We start from the raw sequence: 22,029 nt of genomic DNA on the forward strand, positions 1-22,029 counted from the left end.
CACCGTCAAATCAAAGGTTAAATCTCGGTATACTGAGCAACATTCAAGTAGTATTGCTCTATTTTAACTCAGTAATTACAGGTATAATTATTTTATACTATATTTTACTAACTAAAGGGTTAATCAGATGGACGCATTAAATCATGGGGAAATCGTCGATACTCATCATTTCCCAGATGCGGTTATTGATCATACAGCGCAGAATTTATCTGAGATCAATCACGATTTAAACTCAAGTTATTCCAGTCATGTTGAACCAATCTCTCAGGGGATTGACCAACATTCTCACAGTTTTTTAACCGATTTGCATCCAAACACAATTTTACATTCTGATTGCGTTTCTTTTTCTGGTGCTGATTTCCAGTCGAACTTTGATCACTTGCACAATTCTGTTTATATTGAAACGCCTAGTTTTGAAAATCATTTATCCACAAGCAATTTTCATACTGAGGTGATACCTCGTGAGGCGACACCAAATTATGCCGAAGCGGCTCATAATGAAGCTTGGGCAAAAGATTACGAGCATAGAGCCGCAAGTTGGGCAAGTGAGGGGTCTTTTGATATGGCTGATTCATTGCAAAAAGAGGCGGACTATTACCATCAAAAAGCGGCTGAAAATCTTAACCAATAATTAGATTTGTCTGCTTTTAATATCTGCTAACTTCGGTAAATATAGCAATCTTTATTATATCGAAGTTGGCATATTTTTTGAAAATTCAATTTTATTCTTCCTCATAAATTTTATGTCTGATTCGCCAATTCCAACACAACCACATCAGCCGGAGAAATCACCCATGAAAGATATTTTTTCCAGCTTAATTTCTGGTGGTTTTCAAGTAGTGGCACAAGTAGCGACAAGTTATATTAATCAGCAGACTCAATTAAAAGTAGCCGATAAAAATCAGGAAACACAATTAAAATTAGAGCATCTTAGAAACGAACTAAAAAAAGCATTTGAGTTAGAGCAATTTGACAGACAAAAACAACTACAACTAGAGTTAGCAGAGTTTACCCGTGAAACTCAATTAAAAATAGCAGCTAAACAGCGAGAAACAGCCCTTGCATTACCAGAAGTTAATAAAATTTTTGAACATTGGCCGCTGAGAATTGTTCCGTCTTTAATTCTCGATTCTCACATTAATAATAATCGCCCTCCTTTGAAAGTAATTATTGCTCCTCCAGAGGTGAACTTTGATAAATTTGGCAGTGCGACTCAAGGTTTACCAAAAATGGAGAATACTTTAGCTCAGGGTTTACGACAATTTTTAGATAAAAACTATCATCTGAATAGTCAAATTAGACCTGTTCAATTATTAGATGGAGCTTGGGATAGTAATAAATATCATGGTGGCTCTAGTATCCAAGTGCTTTTTAAAATGCTAAAATCTGAGCCTCTTTTAATTTTAGAATCAGAAATTGAAGGGGATTATCTTAATTTTCGTATAGCTTATTGGGGATACGGACAAACTATTTACAGATATGAAACTGTATTGGCTCGATTACCTTATATGGACATTATGTATGATTCAGCTAAGGCACGAGCAAGAAAGTGGAAATCAGCGCGAGATATGCTAATTCAACAGGGAAAGAATCCTAAAGTAATTAACGAGCCTGATACCTACAATTTAGAGATATTAGAAGAGGAAGAACAACTCAAAAGTTTTGATTTTGATATTAGCCATTTACCGCGTCGTTACAAATTAAATAACAAAGATTTTGACGCTCTTTGTCAGTTTTTGATTACTGTTCATACTCTATTTGCGGGCTGGATAATTGATATTCACTATCTGATTTATCATGATGTGACACCATTATTACCCCAGTTATTACCTAAGTTTATTGAAGATGGATTAGAACCGCAAATAATTGACACAATTGTATCAGGTTATCAAGGAGTTTATCAATCTTTTGAAAATGATCGTTCTGCTTGGATTCCTGAATTAGTTTTAGATTTTGCTCATAGTTTAAGTCATTTACCTGATAAATCTTGGGCTAGTGAAAAGTTAAATTATTCTGTTCGGTATTGGTTGCAATTGCGAGGTGTGATAGCAAATAATAATAATTTATTAGAGGCTACACGCTCAGTTTTATCCTTCCAAGATAGAGAATATTTTGAGAAGTTAAAAGAGTGTTTTACACGATGTAAAGATACAGAAGGAGTGAGAAAAGTAGATTATTTATTGAGCAAAATCGTGGAACTTCGGAAAGAAGCTGATGATTTCTATAATGACGGCATTTATCATTTACAAAATGGTAACTATGAGCGTTCCATTGCTGATTTTGAACAAGCTCAAAGTTATGGACATCCTGATGCTAGTCGTATGCTTGTTGAAGTGAGACTTCAGGAGGATATGGCGGTTCTAGCTAAACAACTAGAAGAACAAAAAGCCGCAGAGCAAGCTAAACTACAAGCTCAAAAACAGCAGGAAGTTAAACCAGCCGCTAGTTCTTTGATACCACTAAAGTCAGCCGTAGGGATGGACTATACAAAACTGCAAGATTTACTTGCTGCGGGGAAGTGGGAAGAAGCAGACAAGGAAACAGAAAGGGTAATGTTAGCAGTTGCAAAACGGGAAAAAGAAGGTTGGATAGATAGTCGGAGTATTGATAATTTTCCCTGTGAAGACCTCCGCACGATTGACCAGTTGTGGGTAAAGTACAGTAATGGTAGATTCGGGTTTTCTGTGCAGAAACGAATTTATCAAAGTTTAGGTGGAGCAATGAACTACAATGGGAAAATCTGGGAAGCTTTCTATGACAAGATAGGATGGGAAAAATTGTTTTTTATAACTTTTGTTGTTGATATAGAAGGACCAGAAGGACACCTCCCTGGGGGAATTTTACAGGGGTCAAAGATTACAGGGGATATGCGGAAGTATGGTTTGGGGCTAATACTGTATGGTTTAGGAACCATAGTGGCGGTGGAATTGTATCAACGGGAACGTTGTGGCTTGTTCTTTTCTCTCGTGTGGAGACTTGTAAACTGTAACATTTAAAGGTTACAGAAAATTACTAAGTCATTCAGAAAAATTCTGATATTACTAAAATAGAGCAAATACTAAAATATCCATGTCAGCTAGAGACTTATTTCATCAAGCAGTTGTTAATGGACTATCAAAAGAAGGATGGATAATTACAGATGATCCATTAGAGGTAGAATTAGAAGATACAACCTTGAAAATTGATTTAGGTGCAGAAAGATTAATCGCAGCGGAAAAAGGAGAAGAAAAAATTGCTGTAGAAATCAAAAGTTTTGCTAGTAACTCAGCAGTAAGTGAATTTCATACAGCATTAGGACAATTTCTCAATTATCAAATAATGTTAGAAGAGACTGAATCACAACGAGTATTATATTTAGCAGTTCCCGAAGAAACTTATAAATCCTTCTTTCAAACTCGACTTGCTAGGATTGCAGTAGAAAGACATAAAGTTAAAATCATAGTATATAATCCTATAATGGAGGTAATTGTCAAATGGCAAATTTAGAGAATTATCGTCAATATATTCAAACCATACTCCAGGAACACAGTCAATTTAAACCTAAATATGATGAAATAGATAATGAATTGATTTTTGATACCATTCATGATCATTATCAATTATTTCGTGTTGGTTGGAATGGTTTAAACCGGATTTATCATAGTGTGATTCATTTTGATATCAAAGATAACAAAATCTGGATTCAGCAAAATACGACAGAAACAGATTTAGCTGAACAACTCGTAAACATGGGAGTGCCAAAAGAGGACATTGTTTTTGGTTTACAACCACCCTATAAACGTCCTTATACAGGCTATGGCGTTGCTTAAAGTATAATTGAATGTCAACTCATTTTTAATACAGAACATGATCATTATCAAATTCTTTATCTTGGCTGACAAGGACTAAATTGTATTTATGCCTGTTATATTCATTTAGATATTAAAGACGGCAAAATCTGGATTCAACATAATATGACAGAAGCTGATATCGGTCAAGAATTGGTTGAAAAAGGAGTTCCCGCTTCAGATATTATTTTAGGTTTGCATCCCCCTTAGAAACGTCCTTGTATAGCGTTTCTCGCCCTAGTAAGGTACACCCGTAGGGGCACGGCATTGCCGTGCCCCTACACCGCGTGATACAATTTTGTACCTCACTTAACTGAGAATCGCTATACTAATTATGGTGTTAATGAATCATGGACAATTATTAATCAACTATTAATTGGCGATCGCCATACATTGCAAAAACCAAAAACTTATAATCTCACTATCACAGGAGACAATCTAATGACAACCAGAGAAAGACTCATTCAAGAAATCCAACAAGTCCCTGAAGAAATAGTCGAAGAATTGCTTGATTTTTTATTGTTTACCCAAAATCGAAGAAATCAACAAAAAGAACAAAAAACGCCTAGACCCTACGCCCTCTGTGAGGGAGAATTTACTGTTCCTGCTGACTTTGACGATCCATTACCCGATGAAATCTTACAGGACTTTGAAAACCCTTTATAAAAATTATGCGACTTTTCCTCGATACTCATATTTTTCTCTGGTTTTTGAATGGTGATCCTCAACTTTCAAGGCAATTCTGTGCAGAGATTAAAGACCCTAACAATAACATATTTTTAAGCGTTGCATCTATTTGGGAAGCCATCATCAAATATCAACTAGGAAAACTTTCCTTTCCTCAATCTCCAGAAATCTATTTAACAAAACAACGTATCCGTCATCAAATTGATAGCCTATCTATTGATGAACAAAGTATTGCACAATTAATTAAATTACCACCTCTACATCGTGACCCGTTTGATCGTCTGATAATTTGCCAAGCGATTCAGCATGACTTAACAATTATTACAGTTGATCAAAAAATTCTTCAATATCCTATTATTAATGTTTTAAACTAATTAATCATTATTACTTAATCACTATCACAACGCCAGTTAGGTACGCTCAACATCCTGCCATTATTTGCCCTTTAACTATTCCAAATCAAGTTGGATATGTCCGTTGCCGGGATTGCTCCGTACTAGGATGAATCAACGCGCAGATGGTTGTTCTTACTCACAATTTGCTGTTCAATTATACCACTGTGGCCCAAGCCACACAATCGTTTTACGGAACTTAAAAGTTCCTACCGACTTATCCCCATGTCTAAAGCCAGGGGCTTGCGTCTCGCTTTTTGGTCAATTTAAGCTATGTTTGTTAAATAAAAGAAGTAACCTACGTGGTCAGCTTTGATTTCTTACTTGACATCAAGCATTGTGAGTGCTAAACGCCTGCCAGAAACCACAGCCCATGTCCGAATTACCCGTCAATCTTGGCAACACGGCTTCCTTGAGGGCGAAGTGAGTGCGGGTAACTATGAGTGGCAGTTCCAGTGGCATTTTCGCCGGGGAGAACTGTCTGTTAAACCTTCCCAAGGTCGCGCTTTAATTAAAGAACCCCTAGGTCGCTTCTTGGAACAACAAGATTATCAGCTAGAGCCTGGAGGCGACTATGCTTTTACTATTCGGGCAGAACTTTAGTCATTTGTCATTTGTCATTTGTCATTTGTCATTTGTCATTTGTCATTGGTCATTTGTCATTTGTCATTGGTCATTTGTCACCTAACTGCTAACTCCTAACTCCTAACTCCTAACTCCTCACTCCTAACTCCTAACTCCTAACTCCTAACTCCTAACTCCTAACTCCTAACTCCTCACTCCTCACTCCTAACTCCTAACTCCTAACTCCTAACTCCTCACTCCTCACTCCTCACTCCTCATTCGTGATTCTATTAGGCGATTTAAGTATCTCTCGATTAGGAGAATGGCTACAATGTCATCTATTGGTCGTGGTGGCTGTCGCATACCGTGAGGTAATAGCTTCGTTAGCCCTTTGGGTGGGTACATCTGCCAATAGCGATCGCGTGCTTCTAAGGTTGTGTAGCGCTCATCGACTAAAATAATATTTAACGCATCTGTTAATTCTTGAGATAATTGTTTTTTCCACTGCTTGGCTGTTGTTTGGTCGCCCATCACTACTAAAGAAATGGGAAACTTTTGACGCAGTGTCTCAATCGTCGCGATCGCCTCATTTGCAGGTATAACTTGATGATAGTACAGTTGCCGATCTAGTCCCATCACCGCTACACCGCACTTATCTCTACCTGGATCGAATCCCAAGATAACAGGTTGTGTCGGTGAAAATTCACGTAAGGTCATATCAAATACACTTAAATTTTATTTAAATTTTATGGATAGCTCTGTTAAAAAGTTATTAATATCAAGCTAATTGGCTTACATGCTAAAAATCACTTCTCCATTTAGGATTGCCAATAGTTTTACTTTCAATGGACCGACTGTATAAGTGTCTTCTGCAGCAATCGCTTTGATTTCCAAAGGTTGCTCAGATTGCCTGAGTTGGGCGACAAAGCGGAGAAAAGTACCATCGATTTGCACATTTTCAATTATGCCTGCATTTCGGGCGCGAAATTGCGAAGCTGAAATTAATAAATCCAGCCGTTGTCGTAGCTGATAAGATGTCATATTTTTGGGGTCAGCAGTAGTTGTAGCCAGTAACTGTCCTCCTGAAAAGACGAGTTGATTTCGCGCTGTATCAGCAAAAAATTCGATTTGCTTTTCTCCCCTGACGTAATTTCCAGCACAGAAAATTCGCACTACGTATTCTCGCCCATCATTAATCTGCTTGATTAATTGCTCAATTTTATCCTGGGGAACGCGCAGGATATCGACATTGGAGGGATTTGTCCCTGGTTCAGATAATTCCATGCTGGCATTGCGGTTAGCTTCTTGTAAAATTTGCATTATCGCCTGACGAGCAGCGGACGCCTGGCTAACTTGAACCACACCAGCCGCCAAGACTTGACCGCGAACCAAAGCCAGCTTACCTAAGCGTAAATCACGATATGACTGGTAATATTTTTCCAGCCTTGCTACTTCTTGTTCGAGATAGTTCTGTTGTTTTTCTAATTCTTTAAGGCGAGATTCTCGTTTAGCTATCACTTGTTCTCGCGCTGCAATTTCGAGATTGCGCTTTTGAATTAGTCCATCTAGGTTAGCAATTTTTTTATCCCGCTGTTCAATTGCTTGTTGTCTGTTAGCCAATTCGCGATCGCGTTTTTCGATGGCTGTTTTGGCTTCATCAATAGCTTTTTTAGCTTCAGCGTAAAGTCGTTGACGTTCTAGTTTCCGTCGTTCAATTTCCGCCAGCAAACTATCTTTCTCATCGTAAACGCTTTGCAGTTCATTTATCGCTTTTTGATACTGAGCTACAACTTGACCTAACTGGCTTTGCGTGCGTTGGAGTTGAGATTGAGTTTGGGCTTGTTGGGTAATAGTGCGATTCAGTTGGGCTTGCGTTGCTTGTTGTTTAGCATTCGCCGCCTGTAAGGACTGATTAATTACTTGCAAGTCTTGTTGAGCCTGAGCTTGTTCTTTTCTTGCTTGGTTGAGTTGAATCTCTACCTGACTTTTTTGAGTTTCCGTGGTTTTTAGCTGTTCACGCTTGTGCCTGAGGTCCCGTTGAATATCCTCTAGCTCAAAAACCCCTTTTCGTAATCCTTCGTCGGCAGTAAATAAAATCGCTAGGGTTGAGGCCGAAATCAACGTACCAGTAAAAATAGTCACTAGTACAGCGGTGTTTTTGGGACGCAAGTTAAACAGTGAGAGGCGTGCCTTGCCAACCCGTGTGCCAATACGATCACCAACGGTGGCGAGCATACCTCCCAAAATTAAAATTGCCAGAATAAGGATGTACCCGGTGGTCATCTACTGCTACCGAAACGCTTCCAGATACAGCCTACTACTTTGAACGCATCCCAACTAAACCTGAAGGTTATAGTTGGGGAAACTTTGCGCTAAAAAATAGCGTTACCAGAAAAACTGGCGTTCTCAGCGTGTCGTTGGAACTTTTGCCTACGAACACTCTAGTAAAAAAAATTAGTAATATAGTAAATCACTAATAATTACTAATATATTCTTGGTCGTGTCTCCAGGGTTTTACCTTTTACCGTACCAACTGTATTGTACCACGTCCTCTGGGTTTCGCTTACCCTTATCTGTGGACGATTGTGGGTAGGGGCGCAAGGCCTTGCGCCCCGAAAGATCATCCAATCACCCCAATAACCCTGATTTTTTCCGTGGGATGAGGAGTTAAACCTACCATTCACCAGCGGTATCCTTGTAGGGGAACGGGGGTTAGGTTATTCAAGCTGTTGGGTAATCAACAAGACTTTTCAAACATCCTCTGAGATTACTGTTCACATTCAACAGTTTCAAATCTCAATTGATTTTCAGGGATTTTCAGAGAAAAAACGCAACCGTCAACCGTCAACCGTTAACTGTCAACAACTTCAAACAGTTGTTTTTATTGTTGGGAATTCCCTAAGTAAATTGCCTACTTAAAGTTACAGGTTTATGCACAGTAATCTTCTTTTTGTGGATAGAAATCATCTTCTTTTCACGCAAATCACCGAGTAACCTAGTAACGGTAACGCGAGTAGAACCAATTGCTTCAGCGATCGCCTGATGAGATAGCTTGAGATCAATTGTGATTCCATCGGCACAAGGAACACCAAAATCGCGACAGAGAATCAACAAAAAACTCACTAACCTGGAACCCATATCTCGGTGAGCGAGAGTTTCAATCATCATCTCTGTCTGCAGAATGCGCGAAGACAGACCCCGCAGCATTAACATCGATAATTCGGGATTTTCCTTAAGTGCTTGCTCGACTTGTTCAATTGGCGCTGACAGCAATTCTACAGGGGTAAATGCAACCGCATGGTAAAACCTATCCGACTTATTTCCCGTCAGCAGTGACAACACACCAAAAACACTATTTTCCCGGAGCAGTGCTACCGTTATTTCTTCTCCCGCTTCGTAGACCCTGGAAAGTTTAACAGCACCCTTCAAAAGGAAATAAACTCGTTCAGCAGGATCGCCAGGAAAAAAAATTGTTTTATTGCGTTCAAACGTTTCGACAACTGGCGGAAAAGCTCCGGTTGCCATCTGACGAAAAACATTTGCTAGGGCTTTATCTTGTGTCACGATCATCTACCTTCCCCTACCCAATGCCGAAAAAACAAAAACTGATTACCTAAGAATACACCTGAAAATTCAATAAAACACCGTCAACCTTTCTGTACTTTCCTATACTCCAAATCAATTCTTCATAGTCATTTGTTTATCATGATACATAATTGACGATATTTTTAGCTAGTTTTTGTTGAAAAGTACTTATACTAGCTGTATTTGAAAGTTTTTTTGAAGAGAAAATTAAGATATCTTGAGAATAACTTCACGAATCATCAGTAATTTTCTGTCAGTAAACCCCCTCACCAATAATCATTTTGCAAATCCCGGATAAAACTAAGACAAACTAGGGTCAGATTCTAGTATGCTCCTAATGATTGATCACATTAACAATTGCTATGCTAAATCTGACTGGCAAAAACGCTCTGGTTACAGGTATTGCAAATAACCGCTCGATTGCCTGGGGAATCGCCCAACAATTGCATCAAGCAGGCGCTAACTTGGGCATTACCTACCTGCCAGATGAGCGAGGTAAGATGGAGAAAAAAGTCGCAGAACTGGTTGAACCCCTAAATCCCAGCTTATTCCTCCCCTGTAATGTCCAAAATGACGATCAAATCCAGTCTACCTTTGAATCGATCCGGGAGAAATGGGGAAAACTAGATATCCTCATTCATTGTCTGGCCTTTGCCAATAAAGACGACCTAAGTGGGGATTTTAGCCAAACCTCAAGGGCTGGGTTTAACACCGCTTTAGAAATTAGCACCTACTCCTTAGCGCAGTTGAGTGGTGCGGCTAAACCGTTGATGACGGAGGGGGGTAGTATCGTCACCCTGACTTATTTGGGCGGTGTCAGAGCAATTCCCAATTATAACGTCATGGGAGTTGCTAAAGCAGGTTTAGAAGCCAGTGTGCGTTATCTGGCTGCGGAACTAGGTCCACAAAATATTCGAGTCAATGCTATTTCCGCAGGTCCCATCCGCACTTTAGCATCTAGTGCAGTGGGAGGGATTTTAGATATGATTCATCATGTCGAACAAGTAGCTCCCCTGCGACGCACAGTCACTCAGCTAGAGGTAGGCAATACCGCAGCTTTCTTATGTAGTGATTTGTCCAGTGGAATTACTGGGCAAGTCCTGTATGTGGATGCAGGATATGAAATCATGGGGATGTAGTCAGGCAAAAGGTAAGAATCATTAGTTATTTCTTCTCACCCAATCCCCAATCCCCAATCCCCAGTCCCCATTAGCTATGCAAATCAGCGATCGCCAAATAAATTTCTCACACCAAGACCAGTCAAACTTTACGCCTCGCATCGCCTGTGTTCATCGCACTACGGGCGAAACTGACGTACAAGTCACAATTAACCTTGATGGTACAGGCATCTGCACGGCAGCAACAGGAATTCCATTTTTAGATCATATGTTGCATCAAATAGCCTCCCACGGGCTATTTGACTTGGATGTCAAAGCCAAAGGAGACTGGGAAATTGACGACCACCACACCAACGAAGATGTGGGTATTACCATAGGAAAAGCTTTAAGCCAAGCCCTAGGCGACAGAAAAGGCATTGTCCGCTTTGGTAATTTCCTTGCGCCCCTCGATGAAGCTTTAATTCAAGTCGCACTTGACTTTTCCGGACGCCCCCACATCAGCTACGGCTTGCAAATTCCCACCCAGCGGGTAGGAACTTATGATACTCAGTTAGTGCGAGAATTTTTTGTAGCCCTGGTGAATCATAGCCAAATGACACTGCATATTCGTCAGCTGGATGGGATTAATTCCCATCACATTATTGAGGCTACATTTAAAGCCTTTGCCAGAGCAATGCGGATGGCGGTGGAAATTGACTCCCGTCGGGCTGGAATGATTCCCAGTTCTAAGGGAGTTTTGTAGGCTATTACTCGCGTTGACATCCTCCCTTGAAAGTTCAGGGATTCTGGATTCAAACAGCAATAGCAGGCATAGCCCGTCTTACATCACTGAGCAACGACAGACAATGCCCTGCGTGTTGCCACTATTTTACCAAAAAGTGAGGTACATCGGTAAGGGCACGGCAGTGCCGTGCCCCTACATCGCGTGATACAATTTTGTACCTCATCTGAATAGGAAGTGCTATAGAAGAACGGTGGCTCTAGACCCAAACTTTCGGTAATTATTGTTGACAAACCCGGTCGTGATAGTTAACATCAGCCCACTGGGTAATTTTAATTACATCACTAAAATGAAGTCTGTTAAAGACACCCCTGATTCCCAACTCAAGACTACAGACACGGAGCCAGTTGTCCTCACTTCTGAGTTGCGAAAAGTCTATCGCACTGGCTTTTGGCTAAATCAAAAAGTCCAATCTCTCAAAAGCTGTTCTTTAGCAGTTTATAAGGGGGAAACCTTTGGGCTACTAGGACCAAATGGTGCTGGTAAAACCACGCTTTTAAAACTGTTGCTAGGAATTATCCGCCCCACCTCCGGGCGGGGATTATTGTTGGGTAGACCACTAGGCGATCGCACTGTCAAGCACAGCATTGGCTATCTCAGCGAAAATCCCTACTTGTATGAGTATCTGACTGGCTGGGAATTTTTGCAGCTAGCTGCTGGACTATTTCAAATTCCTAACAGCGTCCAACGCCAACGCATTCCCCAACTGCTGGAATTAGTCGGTTTATCCCAAGCGGATGCTCGCAAAAAGCAGATGCGCCGATATTCTAAAGGTATGCTTCAGCGTGTCGGTATGGCACAGGCACTAATTAACGATCCAGAATTAGTATTTCTGGATGAACCGATGTCTGGACTTGACCCTGTGGGACGTTACCAAATGCGGGAAATTATCCTATCCCTGAAAGCCGCAGGTAAGACGATTTTCTTCAATAGCCATATTCTCAGTGAAGTTGAGCTTCTTTGCGATCGCGTGGCTATTCTCTCTCAAGGTGAATTAATTTGTGCTGGTTCCCTCAATGAACTCTTAGGCGGCGACAGCACATATCATGTCAAAGGTCAAGGTGGTGATTGGCAAATTCTCAAAAAATGGCTCCCTAACCTAGTATTTCAGCCTGATGGGACTTGGCAAGGTACACTCAAAGACGATTACTATGATTTTCTCGCTAGTCTGCGCCTAATGGAAGGGCAAATCATCACTATGAATTTGTCGCGTATTTCTCTAGAAGAGTTTTTTATTGAACAAATTCAACCAAAAAAAGCCCAATAAGTTCAAAATAAGGGTTTGAAACCCAGTCATGTGGGTTTTGTTTGTGTAGATGCGGTTTCTAACGGAGAGGGGGGGATTCGAACCCCCGTTGAGTTTCCCCAAAACGCATTTCGAGTGCGTCACCATCAACCACTCGGACACCTCTCCAAAACAAATTGTCTTACTTGCACGCCAAAACGTACTTTAATCTTAGCATTTGGAATTATAACATATCCAGGACCTACTCCAATACTGCGTAGGTTTTGGAAAATCGTAGGTTGGGTTGAGGAACGTAGCTTGCTTGCCGTAGGCTAACCCAACAAACCCGCCAAATGTTGGGTTACCCTGCGGGTTCTCCGAAGGAGTACGCAGAGCCTCAACCCAACCTACATGGGTCAAGGTTTTTGGCTCTAACTGAACCGTATTGGAACTTATCTTGTTGACACTCCCACGGCTATCAAAACATCGCTACGCTCGTTTTGATTTAAAGCCGTGGGATTCTTGACTCATTGGGATTCCACTGAATTTACCCTCATCAAGCATCTTGACCGTATGCCCTACGGCTGCACACCCTCTTTGGAGGACGACTTGAGCGGATGCAACATCTCTATCGGTTGTATAGCCGCAAGTTTTACAAGCATGAACACGCTCTGACAAATCTTTCTTTCCTGTTTCTGTTCCACAGCTAGGACAAATTTGACAAGTCTTTCTACTATCAACTTTTTGAAAGTAGATACCACTCTTGAAACAACACTGTTCAAGAATTTGAAAAAATTGACCCCATCCAGCGTCTAGACAATGCTTACCCAGCATCCCCCTAGACAACCCAACCAAATTTAAATCTTCAACAAATATTGTTTTGGCTTGGGCACAAAGTTGATGTGCTACTTTCCAGTGAAAATCTTTTCTTGTGTTAGCTATATGTTCATGCAGTTTTGCTACTTTCATTTGAGCTTTGTGCCAATTGTTTGAGCCTAATTTCTTGTGACTTACTCGTTGTTGCAGCAATTTAAGCTGGCGCTGAAGGTCAACAAAAAACTTAGGACGTTTGACGCAAAGACCATTAGAGGCAGCGACAAAACTCATTAATCCCACATCAACACCTAACGCATCATGTTGAGGCGTGGGCTGAGGTACAGAGACATCCCATTGCAACGTCAACATCACATACCAACCAGATGAGCGCTTGACAATTCGAGCTTGTTTAATAGCTGCATTGGTTGGAATATCTCGTGATTGACGAAACTTAACCCAGCCAATTACGGGAAGTTTAATAGCCTTACATTTCAAACACTCTTTCCCAAGTTGCGGGAAAACGAAAGAGCGTAGTTGTCCTACCTTCTTAAAGCGTGGGAAACCAAAATTACGTTCCCACATTGATGTGAAAGCACTTTCAACCCGCTTTAGAGTTTGCTGCAATACTTGTGACTGAACCCGTTTCAACTCTGGGTATAACTTTTTTGCACCAGTTAGTGACTTGCACTGACTAGCATAGGTTGGACGAGGTGCGTCTGCTGGGATTATGTACTCAGAATGCAATGAACAAGCGTTTATTTGACATGAACGCGATTTATACCAATGTTTGCGTTCAGCAAGAGCGTGATTATAGACTTTACGATTAATTTCTAGCCAGTCTTGAAAAATCTCTATTTGTTGCTTAGTTGGTTGTAGCCGAAATTCATAGGTCAGAGAAAACACTTATTCATCACCTCCTTTTATTGCATCTTATCTTAACCGTGTGGTCAAGGTAAGATGCAAAGTGGACAGTTTGAATAAGTGGTACACTGACTGCACCTAAAGGTGCATCGCATTCATCCCAGGGCTAAAGCCACTGGGCTTTCTGCTCCTGATGTTGTAACGAAAGTAGTTGTCTTGGTAACGAAAGTAGTTGTCTTGGTAACGAAAGTAGTTGTCTTGGTAACGAAAGTAGTTGTCTTGGTAACGAAAGTAGTTGTCTTGGTAACGAAAGTAGTTGTCTTGGTAACGAAAGTAGTTGTCTTGGTAACGAAAGTAGTTGTCTTGGTAACGAAAGTAGTTGTCTTGGTAACGAAAGTAGTTGTCTTGGTAACGAAAGTAGTTGTCTTGGTAACGAAAGTAGTTGTCTTGGTAACGAAAGTAGTTGTCTTGGTAACGAAAGTAGTTGTCTTGGTAACGAAACCACTTGTTTTCTTAACCTAGGTACTTGTTTTTTTAACCTAGGTATTTGTTTTCTTAACCTAGGTACTTGTTTTCTTAACCAATCGTTATGCACATAATAGCTAATTTGTACAGTGCGTAAGTCCTAGATTAGTTGCACGATCTACCGCCGGAATAGGCGATCAAACATTCTTGTGGGGTGGGGCATCTTGCCCGCCCGTAGACAAAGGCGGGCGAGACGCCCACCCCACAAGAAATTATTGGATGTTTTTTTATTTGGAAGTCCCTTAGTGCAAGATTGAAAGCAAGGGGTTTTGTTTTTACAATTCCAATAATAGTATAAAAAAGCACCCTTTTAGATGCCAAATGGGTTTTATAATAATCTTAAAATATTATCTGCCGCCGTTAAGCTTCTATGTCTAACAACCCTTTGCAGCCTGATCTAGATGCACTACACCAGTCTGCTATTGATGTGATTACCCACGTCGGTAATGTGATGTCAGCAGGTTGTGCAATATTGACAGAACATGATCGGTTGCTGGCGGAAAATCAGGATGGAAATCGGTTGGGGGCTGAGATTAAGGCTATTGAAGAAAATATAAGGCACGTCAATGAGAATCTGAAAAGGGTAAAGCGTAAAGAATTGACGATGACGATTGTTGCGCCAACTAGTGCCGGTAAGTCTACTATTATTAATGCGATCGCTGGACAGGATTTATTACCTAGTCGTAATGATCCGATGACGGTTTTACCCACTGAGATTGTTTTTTCTTGTGAGGTAACTCGTCCTAAGTTGATTTTAGATAAAGCTTTGATGACGCTTTTGCGAGAGGTTTGGGGACAATTACATCAGAAATTGCAACAAATTGGTTTAAAAGAAGCTGTTGAACAGGCTACTAAAAATGATTTTCCCCGCGAGAATGTAATTAAGGAAATTTTGAACAGTAGTTATGTTTCTTCTCAATCTGAGGTAGAGGAATCAAATGGTATTCAAGCTGAATTAATCAGAATAAATGATCTTCTGCGGTTGTGCGGTATTTTTGGTATATCTACAGGATTTTTGGCTTCTTTGTCTGAAATTCCTCGGATTGAAGTTCCTTTTCCGCCACTATTATCACCTCTAAAAGATTCGGGTTTAGGGACTTTGGCGCTGGTGGATACCCCTGGACCTAGTGAGGATAAGTCTTTAAATTTAGTGAATGTTGTCAAGGATAGACTCATAGCGAGTTCTCTTGTTTTGGTGGTCGTGGACTATACGAAAATTGGACAAACAGAGAACCAAGCAAAGGTCAAAGAGTTGGTGGATGAAATTGCTGCTGATAAGGGACGCGATCGCATTTATATCATTGTTAACAAAATTGATGCTCGTGATCCTAATAATCCTGAAGATTTAACTGCTGAACAAATTTTAAATTTGGTTAAAACTAAATATGAAATTGATGATCCTCAAAATCGAGTTTTTGAAATGTCGGCTATTAAAGGATTTTTAGCTACTAATTTTCAGCGTGAGAAGGAGATTTATCAGCTAACAGAATTACGGAGAAGGAAGAGTTTTGAGGCTCTTGGACAAAAGTATTATTCAAATTATTGGAAAACTAAAAAAACAACAGCTACTATAGAAGAGATGCAGGAAGTAGCTGATGAGTTTTTGCAAGATTCTGGATTTGTGGGATTTATAAAGAATGCGATCGCTCCTCTAGTCACGGATGCAGCACCTAGCATGATTACTATTAAGGGTGCGTTAAATGATATTAGTCAGAGATTTACTTCTTTTCTATCTTGTCTCAGCAAGCAGAAGGGAATACTTGAGCAGAATATTCAACAGCTAGAAGAGCAAATTAACGTTTTGGAAGCAGAGTTGAAAGAAGTAATATCAATTTATGTAAGTCTTCAATGGCAAGAAAAAATTCTTTCTTCTATTAACAGCATAGAGAACAAGCAGATCGAAAAACGGGACAAAATTCTTAATAACTTGACAAATGAATTTCCAAATTTTTTCGATCATCATCTCGATATTTTATGGGATCGCTTAATTAAATTTAATATAACAGAAAATATGGATCGTTATTATTTAGTAATCATAAATCCTATATATATGAATGTATCTATGCTACGAGAGATCGTAAACTTTAATAGAATTTGCTGTATTAAAATTAATGAAATTTATGACGAAAATGTAGATAAACTACAAAATCTTTTATTACAAAATATTGAAGATGTTAATTATCATTTAAATTCCGACAATTCATTTATTAATAAAATTCAAGAAAGAATGCAGAAAAAATTGAATCAAAAAATTTTATTAGATAAAGATAAATACACAAGTTATTTTCAAGGCATCAAAGAAGTAGTTAAAAAAAATTGCGATGCTTATGAAGCAAATATTAGTAAATATGAGGAACGGCTTAAAAAATATGAATCTAGCTCAACTATAGTAGGAAACGCAAAAATATACTGGGGTGAAGATTTACCTAATTTTATATACACAGGTTACGTATCGTATGATCCAATAGAGACCCATGATCCATATAGTTATCATTCTTATCAAAGTCAATATTGGAAGGATTTCGTGGAATCCGTGAAAGGTGCCATCGAAATTAGTAGTGTCAGGAGAAGTACAACACCATATTCTTTTGGTGAACGAATAAGTAACATTCGTAGTGTGTGGATAGAAAAAAAAATATCCTTTGTTTCCGTAATGAATCTTTATTATGATGTGTCCAATGATTTAGACAATAGCTTTTCCCCGACAGATACAACAGTAGAGGATGTTACGACGATTCTTTGGAATCGATATCATTTATTTAAAGAATATGAGGAATACTTGCGTCAATCAATTGAAACAAGCAAAAAAATCCAAAATAGCTATACAATTTTTGTAAGTAAGTACAATCAATTTTTAGATAAAACGGCTAATTTAGAGAAAGACTTAAAATATCTACAAGAATATTTCAAACAACATTAAGCAAAAATCAAAAATGTCACTTATTTACTTTGATGATCTTCAAAGAAGGGCATCTGAAATCCCTATTATTACTGATAAAATACTCGTAGATTTGGTAAATTCAATCCAAGTCAATGACGATCTAATTAGTTTTCGCCAAAAGCAAGGATTATTTGGACAGGTTTTTGATAGCCTGACAGGAGCAGATCGAAAACGTCAACTTGCTACAGATAAAAATGTCAATATAGCAATGCAATCTCTACACAGTTGGGTGTTAGATATTGCTAATAACTTGAATGTTAGTAATAACGCAATTATCACCATTGAAGAAAAATTAATAGAAACTCGTCAAGCAATCCGCAACCAGCGACAGGATATTAATTTACTTCAAGATATTGTCAATCAATTGAAACACAGAGTTGACAATCACGAACATCGGATTCTGAAATTAGAACAACGAGTTTATAGAACAGAAGTTCAGCATAGAATTGAAGATGCGATCGCAACATGGCAGTCAAAACAGACATATCAAGGATTTCATTGGGCGATTCAAGTTGCTTTTGTCACCCGTGAAATAGTAGATTATGCTCTGGGTGATTACGAACGATTAATCATCAAAGATAAAGACAAGCAATTGCGTCAGAGTATAAGCAACAGAATACTTGCAACCGACAACATAATCCCCGATAACTCTTTTTCATTAACCGAACTCCTCAACCTGTCATATAGCGAAACATCTGAAGAAAACCAAGAACTTGCGGGTTATTTGCTGGAAGTAGAATCTATTTCTGAACAAAGACTAGGGAAAACGCCCTATTTGTTCACCCTTGGTAAAACCCTAGAATTAGCCCAACAACAGCAGCACCAAGACCCAGCAAAAGCTGCATTTGAGCTATGTCGTTGCTATCCAAATGCAATGATTTATCCTGCAACTAGCAAAAGAGAATTTGTGGAACGCATTGTGAATGAAACTGCAAGCGATAGGTTAAATTTGATAAAATTAGTGTAATCATGGGAGAATAAAGCGAGGAATATTCGTGAAAATTTAGTCTAATTTTCCAAAAAATGTCTGATTTAGTAATTTCTTAGTTAAGAACTTAAAATTCTTGAGAAATAATAATTAAAATTGCTGATTTTAAAGGACTAATTTTAGTTTGAATAATATCCCAAATAATCTCATCTTCTAAGGAAAAATAAGCATGAACTAAAATATCTCTCAATCCAGCAATTTTGCGCCATTCAATATGTGGATATTTATTTCTTATTTCTGGAGGAATATGTTTAACCGCTTCCCCAATCACTGATAAATTTCTAATTACCGCATCAAATCTTAATTCATCAGCAAAAAAACTATTATCATCTAATCCTTGAGTATAACGGAGAATTTTATCACAACTAATTAAAATATCATCACAATAAAGTTTTAAGCTACGCGACATAAATAGCGTCCTTTTCTACAGAACTAATAATTTGAGGTTTCAACATTTTTTTAGTGACTAAATCAACAGATAAAGATAAATTATCTTCCAAGAAAAATTTTAAGTCCATATATTGATCAAAGGTAACTTTTCCTTCAAATTCTACCAGTAAATCAAGATCGCTAGTATTTTTTGCTTCATCTCTTGCATAAGAACCAAATAAAGCTAAGGATGTTACACCATAACTTTTAATAGTGGTTAAGTTTTTTCTCAGGAAGCTGAAGGGGCGACGAAACAAGCTCAAAAGCTTTGTATGTAAGGAGGGCAACGTTTTGTGGTAGAAAAAGATAGGTCTACTTTTGTCAATAAGACCTATCTAATGATAATGTTACCTGCATTCTACCAAAACCACTTAAAAAGTCAATTAAGTTTAGCAGAATACTTGCTGCTAAAAATTTTAATCCATCTATTACAGTCAATCAAAGAAGTAACTTTAGAAAAGTTAGCAAATGCGCTACCTTTGGCAGTTAAATTTGAGAGTAGAAGAAAGAGAATACAAAGATTTTTATCATTACCAAATCTCACCATTGAGAAAGTTTGGTTTCCCATTATTAAAGAATGGCTGGAAACATACTTCAAAGATGAAAAAATTATTTATATAGCAATTGATAGAACTAATTGGAGTCGGATAAATTTATTCATGGTGAGTATCATTTGGGATAAAAGAGCAGTACCAATATATTTTACTTTATTGCCAAAATTAGGTAATAGTAACATCGCTGAACAACAAAAAATATTGTCTCAAGTAATACCAATCTTTAAAAACTATAAAATCTGTGTATTAGGTGATAGAGAATTTTGCTCTGTCAAACTGGCAAAGTATCTCCAGGGATTGGATGTGTATTTTTGTTTGCGATTAAAAAAGAATGAGTTTTTGCAAGTTGAAAAAGATGTTTTTGTTGAGTTAAAAAATCTGGGTTTAGTACCGGGAGTTTCTTTTTTTATCAAAGGAGTTAAAGTGACAAAGACTCGGGGTTTTATGAGCTTTAATGTAGCGGCTAAATGGAAACGTAAAATCAATGGAGTAGCACCGAAAGAAGGATGGTTTATTTTAACAAATTTTGACGACTTAGAGTCGGCAATATCTGCCTATAAACAAAGATTTGATATAGAAGAAATGTTTAGAGATTTTAAAACAGGTGGTTATAATTTAGAAGAGACTAATGTTGAAGGCAACCGATTTATTTCTCTAGTTTTACTGATAACGCTCGCTTACACTTCTGCCATGATTCAGGGTCAAAAAATTAAACATAAAGGAATACAAAAATATGTAGCTCGTGTTAAAGAGTCTGGTCGCTCTGTGCGGAGACATAGTAGTTTTTATGTTGGCTTGTATGGTCAAACTTGGGTCAATTTCACAGATATTTGTATGGAATTAGTGACAGAATTAATGAGAATTAATCGTAATAAGCGCAAGTATTATCAACAGGGATTGAGGGCTATGAAGCTTATCGAGTCTATGTTTTAGCTTATTTCGTCGCCCCCTCAGCTCAGGAAGTTGATTAAATATTCTCTATTCATGATTGTTACCTAATGTTTTTTGTCTGAATTAGGATTTAAGGTTTTACAGCAACTAAGCAATTATTATAACATATTTTTTATTCAGATTCCCGACTGCTCTAAGGAGTCGGGGATCTTATTGCTCATAACTAATTTAGGATTGCTATATTTCAACCATTTTCACAAGCCAATCTTCCAAAATGCAATCCAGCGCAGTATAATTAGCTTGTTAGTCTATATCAAAGAAGATAACTTTGAAAAAGGATTAGTTGATACACTCATATAGGCAGGAATCAAAAAAGAAGATATAGTCACTAGTTAGCAACAAACAATTACTACGAATAAATAATTTAAGTTCTTATATGGAAAATACCAAAATCAAAATCGGATTAGTACTAGCAGGTGGCGGTGCTAAAGGCGCGTACCAATCAGGCGTAGTCAAATACCTAGCAGAAATTGACTTTGCACCCCATATTATTGCAGGCACGAGTATCGGTGCGCTCAATGGTGCGATCCTTGCTTCTCATCTACCATTTACACAAGCTGCTGATCGGCTGTGGCAACTATGGAGAGAACTAGGCGAAGCCAACATTATCAACTGGCAGTTAGTTAAATATCCACTGCAATCCTTGGGACAATATTTGCATCTATCACAGGAAGACGCATCTTTCTGCGACCCTAACCCACTTGATAAATTTTTACGCTATGCTATCAATCCCCAACAATTGCGAGCAGGAATCGAACTATGGGTAGCCGCGTTTCCCTCAGCACACAATTTTCTACCATCTCAATACAAAGCAGGTCAAATTGTCCCCACCATAGGCAATGCAATAACCTCCAATCTTGGACAATCCGCCGAATATATTCACGTCCAATCAGCCAAAACTGATGAAGAAATTTATCAAACACTACTCGCCAGCGCTGCTATTCCTTTAGCATTTAAGTCCCGCAAAGTTGATGGAACACATTATGTTGATGGTTGGCTAGGTGATAATGTCCCCCTCAAAGCTCTAGCAAATCGCGGTTGTACCCATGCGATCGTCATTCATTTAGGAAATGGTGAACTTTGGAATCGTCATGATTTCCCTAACCAAACAATAATTGAAATTCGTCCAACTGAAGATATGGGTGGTCTTAACACATTACTAGATTTCAGCCCCGAACGGATTCAACTCTTGCAAAACCGAGGTTATCAAGATGCCAAACGCATTCTCGAACCAATTTTACAAACACTCATAATTGAGCGATCGCGCCAAGAAAGTTTTACGCAGCTTCAGGAAACAACAAGGAGATTAAAGGACGATCCACCAGTTTATTAGTTAACGCTGGCTCAAATCAGTTTGGATGCTGGATACGAATTGCCTACAATTTGTACACCCTACGAATTAATGGGAGATTAAAAATGTGGAGAGATGAAATTTTAGAGGAAATCTACAAAATTCGAGAGGAACATGCAAGAGCTTTTAATTACGATTTGAAAGCAATCTGTGATGATTTACGGCAACGACAAGCAACAAGCGGTAGAACAATTATTTCCAAACCTCTGAGACGACCTCACCAGCCGCATAACAAGCTTTCGTAGGGTGCGTTAATGAAATATAACGCAATACAGTTCAGTTAAGCTCGAATGATATACACTGTATTGAAAACTGGTATGAAGTCCAGAGAAATTTGTCTCTTCAGGTGGTTCGTGACTTCATTCTGGAACATCTTGAACAAAGGGTGGGCTTGAACGCACATAATCGGATTCCTGTCAATGCGTAAGTCCTGA

General features: G+C 38.7%; 22 protein-coding genes, 1 tRNA gene and 1 pseudogene. 17 read left to right on the forward strand and 7 right to left on the reverse strand.

What is annotated here, in order from left to right; translation table 11 throughout:
- The first annotated feature begins 127 nt into the window (after positions 1 to 127).
- The 8 genes and pseudogenes from HEQ19_15560 (at position 128) to HEQ19_15595 (ending at position 5,509) form a co-directional block, all read left to right on the forward strand.
- On the forward strand, positions 128 to 631 hold the full coding sequence (locus tag HEQ19_15560) for a hypothetical protein (GenBank protein WYM00716.1): 504 nt from the start codon (positions 128 to 130) through the stop codon (positions 629 to 631).
- A 1,828-nt stretch (positions 632 to 2,459) separates the two neighbouring features.
- Positions 2,460 to 2,996, forward strand: a pseudogene (locus tag HEQ19_31070) (GUN4 domain-containing protein).
- 73 nt (positions 2,997 to 3,069) lie between these two features.
- Positions 3,070 to 3,486 carry a XisH family protein gene (locus HEQ19_15570; protein ID WYM00717.1) on the forward strand — a complete coding sequence of 139 codons (417 nt, stop codon included), beginning with the start codon at positions 3,070 to 3,072 and terminating at the stop codon, positions 3,484 to 3,486.
- Positions 3,474 to 3,809: a XisI protein gene (locus HEQ19_15575; protein WYM00718.1), complete on the forward strand. Its 336-nt coding sequence runs from the start codon at positions 3,474 to 3,476 to the stop codon at positions 3,807 to 3,809. Before HEQ19_15570 ends, HEQ19_15575 begins: the two co-directional genes overlap by 13 nt.
- A gap of 84 nt (positions 3,810 to 3,893) precedes the next feature.
- Positions 3,894 to 4,037: an element excision factor XisI family protein gene (locus tag HEQ19_31075; protein WZI67234.1), complete on the forward strand. Its 144-nt coding sequence runs from the start codon at positions 3,894 to 3,896 to the stop codon at positions 4,035 to 4,037.
- 231 nt (positions 4,038 to 4,268) lie between these two features.
- Positions 4,269 to 4,493 (forward strand): DUF2281 domain-containing protein, encoded by a 225-nt coding sequence (locus HEQ19_15585; protein ID WYM00719.1) that lies wholly within the window; start codon positions 4,269 to 4,271, stop codon positions 4,491 to 4,493.
- Between the two features lie 5 nt (positions 4,494 to 4,498).
- The gene (locus HEQ19_15590; GenBank protein WYM00720.1) at positions 4,499 to 4,888 is read left to right on the forward strand and encodes a type II toxin-antitoxin system VapC family toxin; all 390 of its coding nucleotides are present in this window, start codon (positions 4,499 to 4,501) and stop codon (positions 4,886 to 4,888) included.
- A 357-nt stretch (positions 4,889 to 5,245) separates the two neighbouring features.
- The gene (locus tag HEQ19_15595; protein WYM00721.1) at positions 5,246 to 5,509 is read left to right on the forward strand and encodes a DUF3146 family protein; all 264 of its coding nucleotides are present in this window, start codon (positions 5,246 to 5,248) and stop codon (positions 5,507 to 5,509) included.
- 222 nt (positions 5,510 to 5,731) lie between these two features.
- Here HEQ19_15595 and HEQ19_15600 read toward each other — a convergent pair whose 3' ends face one another.
- From HEQ19_15600 to ntcA, 3 genes are all read right to left on the reverse strand, one after another.
- Positions 5,732 to 6,187: a pre-16S rRNA-processing nuclease YqgF gene (locus HEQ19_15600; protein WYM00722.1), complete on the reverse strand. Its 456-nt coding sequence runs from the start codon at positions 6,185 to 6,187 to the stop codon at positions 5,732 to 5,734.
- A gap of 75 nt (positions 6,188 to 6,262) precedes the next feature.
- A complete protein-coding gene (locus HEQ19_15605) occupies positions 6,263 to 7,753 on the reverse strand; it encodes a DUF3084 domain-containing protein (protein ID WYM00723.1) in 1,491 nt (496 codons plus the stop codon).
- Between the two features lie 615 nt (positions 7,754 to 8,368).
- Entirely contained in the window at positions 8,369 to 9,040 is a 672-nt protein-coding gene (gene ntcA / locus HEQ19_15610) for a global nitrogen regulator NtcA (GenBank protein WYM00724.1), read from the reverse strand.
- 377 nt (positions 9,041 to 9,417) lie between these two features.
- Between ntcA and fabI the strand changes: the two genes are divergently transcribed.
- The 3 genes from fabI to HEQ19_15625 all read left to right on the forward strand — a co-directional run bounded on the left by fabI (position 9,418) and on the right by HEQ19_15625 (position 12,221).
- Positions 9,418 to 10,194 carry an enoyl-ACP reductase FabI gene (fabI, locus tag HEQ19_15615; protein ID WYM00725.1) on the forward strand — a complete coding sequence of 259 codons (777 nt, stop codon included), beginning with the start codon at positions 9,418 to 9,420 and terminating at the stop codon, positions 10,192 to 10,194.
- A 76-nt stretch (positions 10,195 to 10,270) separates the two neighbouring features.
- A complete protein-coding gene (hisB, locus tag HEQ19_15620) occupies positions 10,271 to 10,915 on the forward strand; it encodes an imidazoleglycerol-phosphate dehydratase HisB (protein ID WYM00726.1) in 645 nt (214 codons plus the stop codon).
- Between the two features lie 328 nt (positions 10,916 to 11,243).
- A complete protein-coding gene (locus HEQ19_15625) occupies positions 11,244 to 12,221 on the forward strand; it encodes an ABC transporter ATP-binding protein (GenBank protein ID WYM00727.1) in 978 nt (325 codons plus the stop codon).
- A 62-nt stretch (positions 12,222 to 12,283) separates the two neighbouring features.
- On the opposite strand, the gene HEQ19_15630 is transcribed toward HEQ19_15625, so the two are convergent.
- A tRNA-Ser gene (locus HEQ19_15630) sits at positions 12,284 to 12,368 on the reverse strand.
- A 300-nt stretch (positions 12,369 to 12,668) separates the two neighbouring features.
- The gene (locus HEQ19_15635) at positions 12,669 to 13,898 is read right to left on the reverse strand and encodes a transposase (GenBank protein ID WYM00728.1); all 1,230 of its coding nucleotides are present in this window, start codon (positions 13,896 to 13,898) and stop codon (positions 12,669 to 12,671) included.
- A 102-nt stretch (positions 13,899 to 14,000) separates the two neighbouring features.
- Between HEQ19_15635 and HEQ19_15640 the strand changes: the two genes are divergently transcribed.
- The 3 genes from HEQ19_15640 to HEQ19_15650 all read left to right on the forward strand — a co-directional run bounded on the left by HEQ19_15640 (position 14,001) and on the right by HEQ19_15650 (position 18,289).
- Entirely contained in the window at positions 14,001 to 14,378 is a 378-nt protein-coding gene (locus HEQ19_15640; GenBank protein ID WYM00729.1) for a hypothetical protein, read from the forward strand.
- A gap of 373 nt (positions 14,379 to 14,751) precedes the next feature.
- Positions 14,752 to 17,301 carry a dynamin family protein gene (locus HEQ19_15645; GenBank protein WYM00730.1) on the forward strand — a complete coding sequence of 850 codons (2,550 nt, stop codon included), beginning with the start codon at positions 14,752 to 14,754 and terminating at the stop codon, positions 17,299 to 17,301.
- A 13-nt stretch (positions 17,302 to 17,314) separates the two neighbouring features.
- Positions 17,315 to 18,289, forward strand: a complete 975-nt coding sequence (locus HEQ19_15650; protein WYM00731.1) for a diguanylate cyclase regulator RdcB family protein — start codon at positions 17,315 to 17,317, stop codon at positions 18,287 to 18,289.
- A gap of 88 nt (positions 18,290 to 18,377) precedes the next feature.
- Here HEQ19_15650 and HEQ19_15655 read toward each other — a convergent pair whose 3' ends face one another.
- On the reverse strand, positions 18,378 to 18,719 hold the full coding sequence (locus HEQ19_15655; protein ID WYM00732.1) for a DUF86 domain-containing protein: 342 nt from the start codon (positions 18,717 to 18,719) through the stop codon (positions 18,378 to 18,380).
- Positions 18,709 to 19,002: a nucleotidyltransferase family protein gene (locus HEQ19_15660; GenBank protein ID WYM03435.2), complete on the reverse strand. Its 294-nt coding sequence runs from the start codon at positions 19,000 to 19,002 to the stop codon at positions 18,709 to 18,711. The genes HEQ19_15655 and HEQ19_15660 overlap by 11 nt, the downstream gene beginning before the upstream one ends.
- Before the next feature lie 81 nt (positions 19,003 to 19,083).
- On the opposite strand from HEQ19_15660, the gene HEQ19_15665 reads away from it, so the two are divergent.
- From HEQ19_15665 to HEQ19_15680, 3 genes are all read left to right on the forward strand, one after another.
- Complete coding sequence (locus HEQ19_15665) at positions 19,084 to 20,226, forward strand: IS4 family transposase (GenBank protein ID WYM03436.1); 1,143 nt, start codon at positions 19,084 to 19,086, stop codon at positions 20,224 to 20,226.
- A gap of 394 nt (positions 20,227 to 20,620) precedes the next feature.
- On the forward strand, positions 20,621 to 21,577 hold the full coding sequence (locus HEQ19_15670; GenBank protein ID WYM00733.1) for a patatin-like phospholipase family protein: 957 nt from the start codon (positions 20,621 to 20,623) through the stop codon (positions 21,575 to 21,577).
- Between the two features lie 83 nt (positions 21,578 to 21,660).
- A complete protein-coding gene (locus HEQ19_15680; protein ID WYM00734.1) occupies positions 21,661 to 21,840 on the forward strand; it encodes a hypothetical protein in 180 nt (59 codons plus the stop codon).
- Positions 21,841 to 22,029: the final 189 nt, after the last annotated feature.

The organism is Gloeotrichia echinulata CP02 (genome assembly GCA_038087035.1).
GTDB classification, from domain to species: domain Bacteria; phylum Cyanobacteriota; class Cyanobacteriia; order Cyanobacteriales; family Nostocaceae; genus Gloeotrichia; species Gloeotrichia echinulata.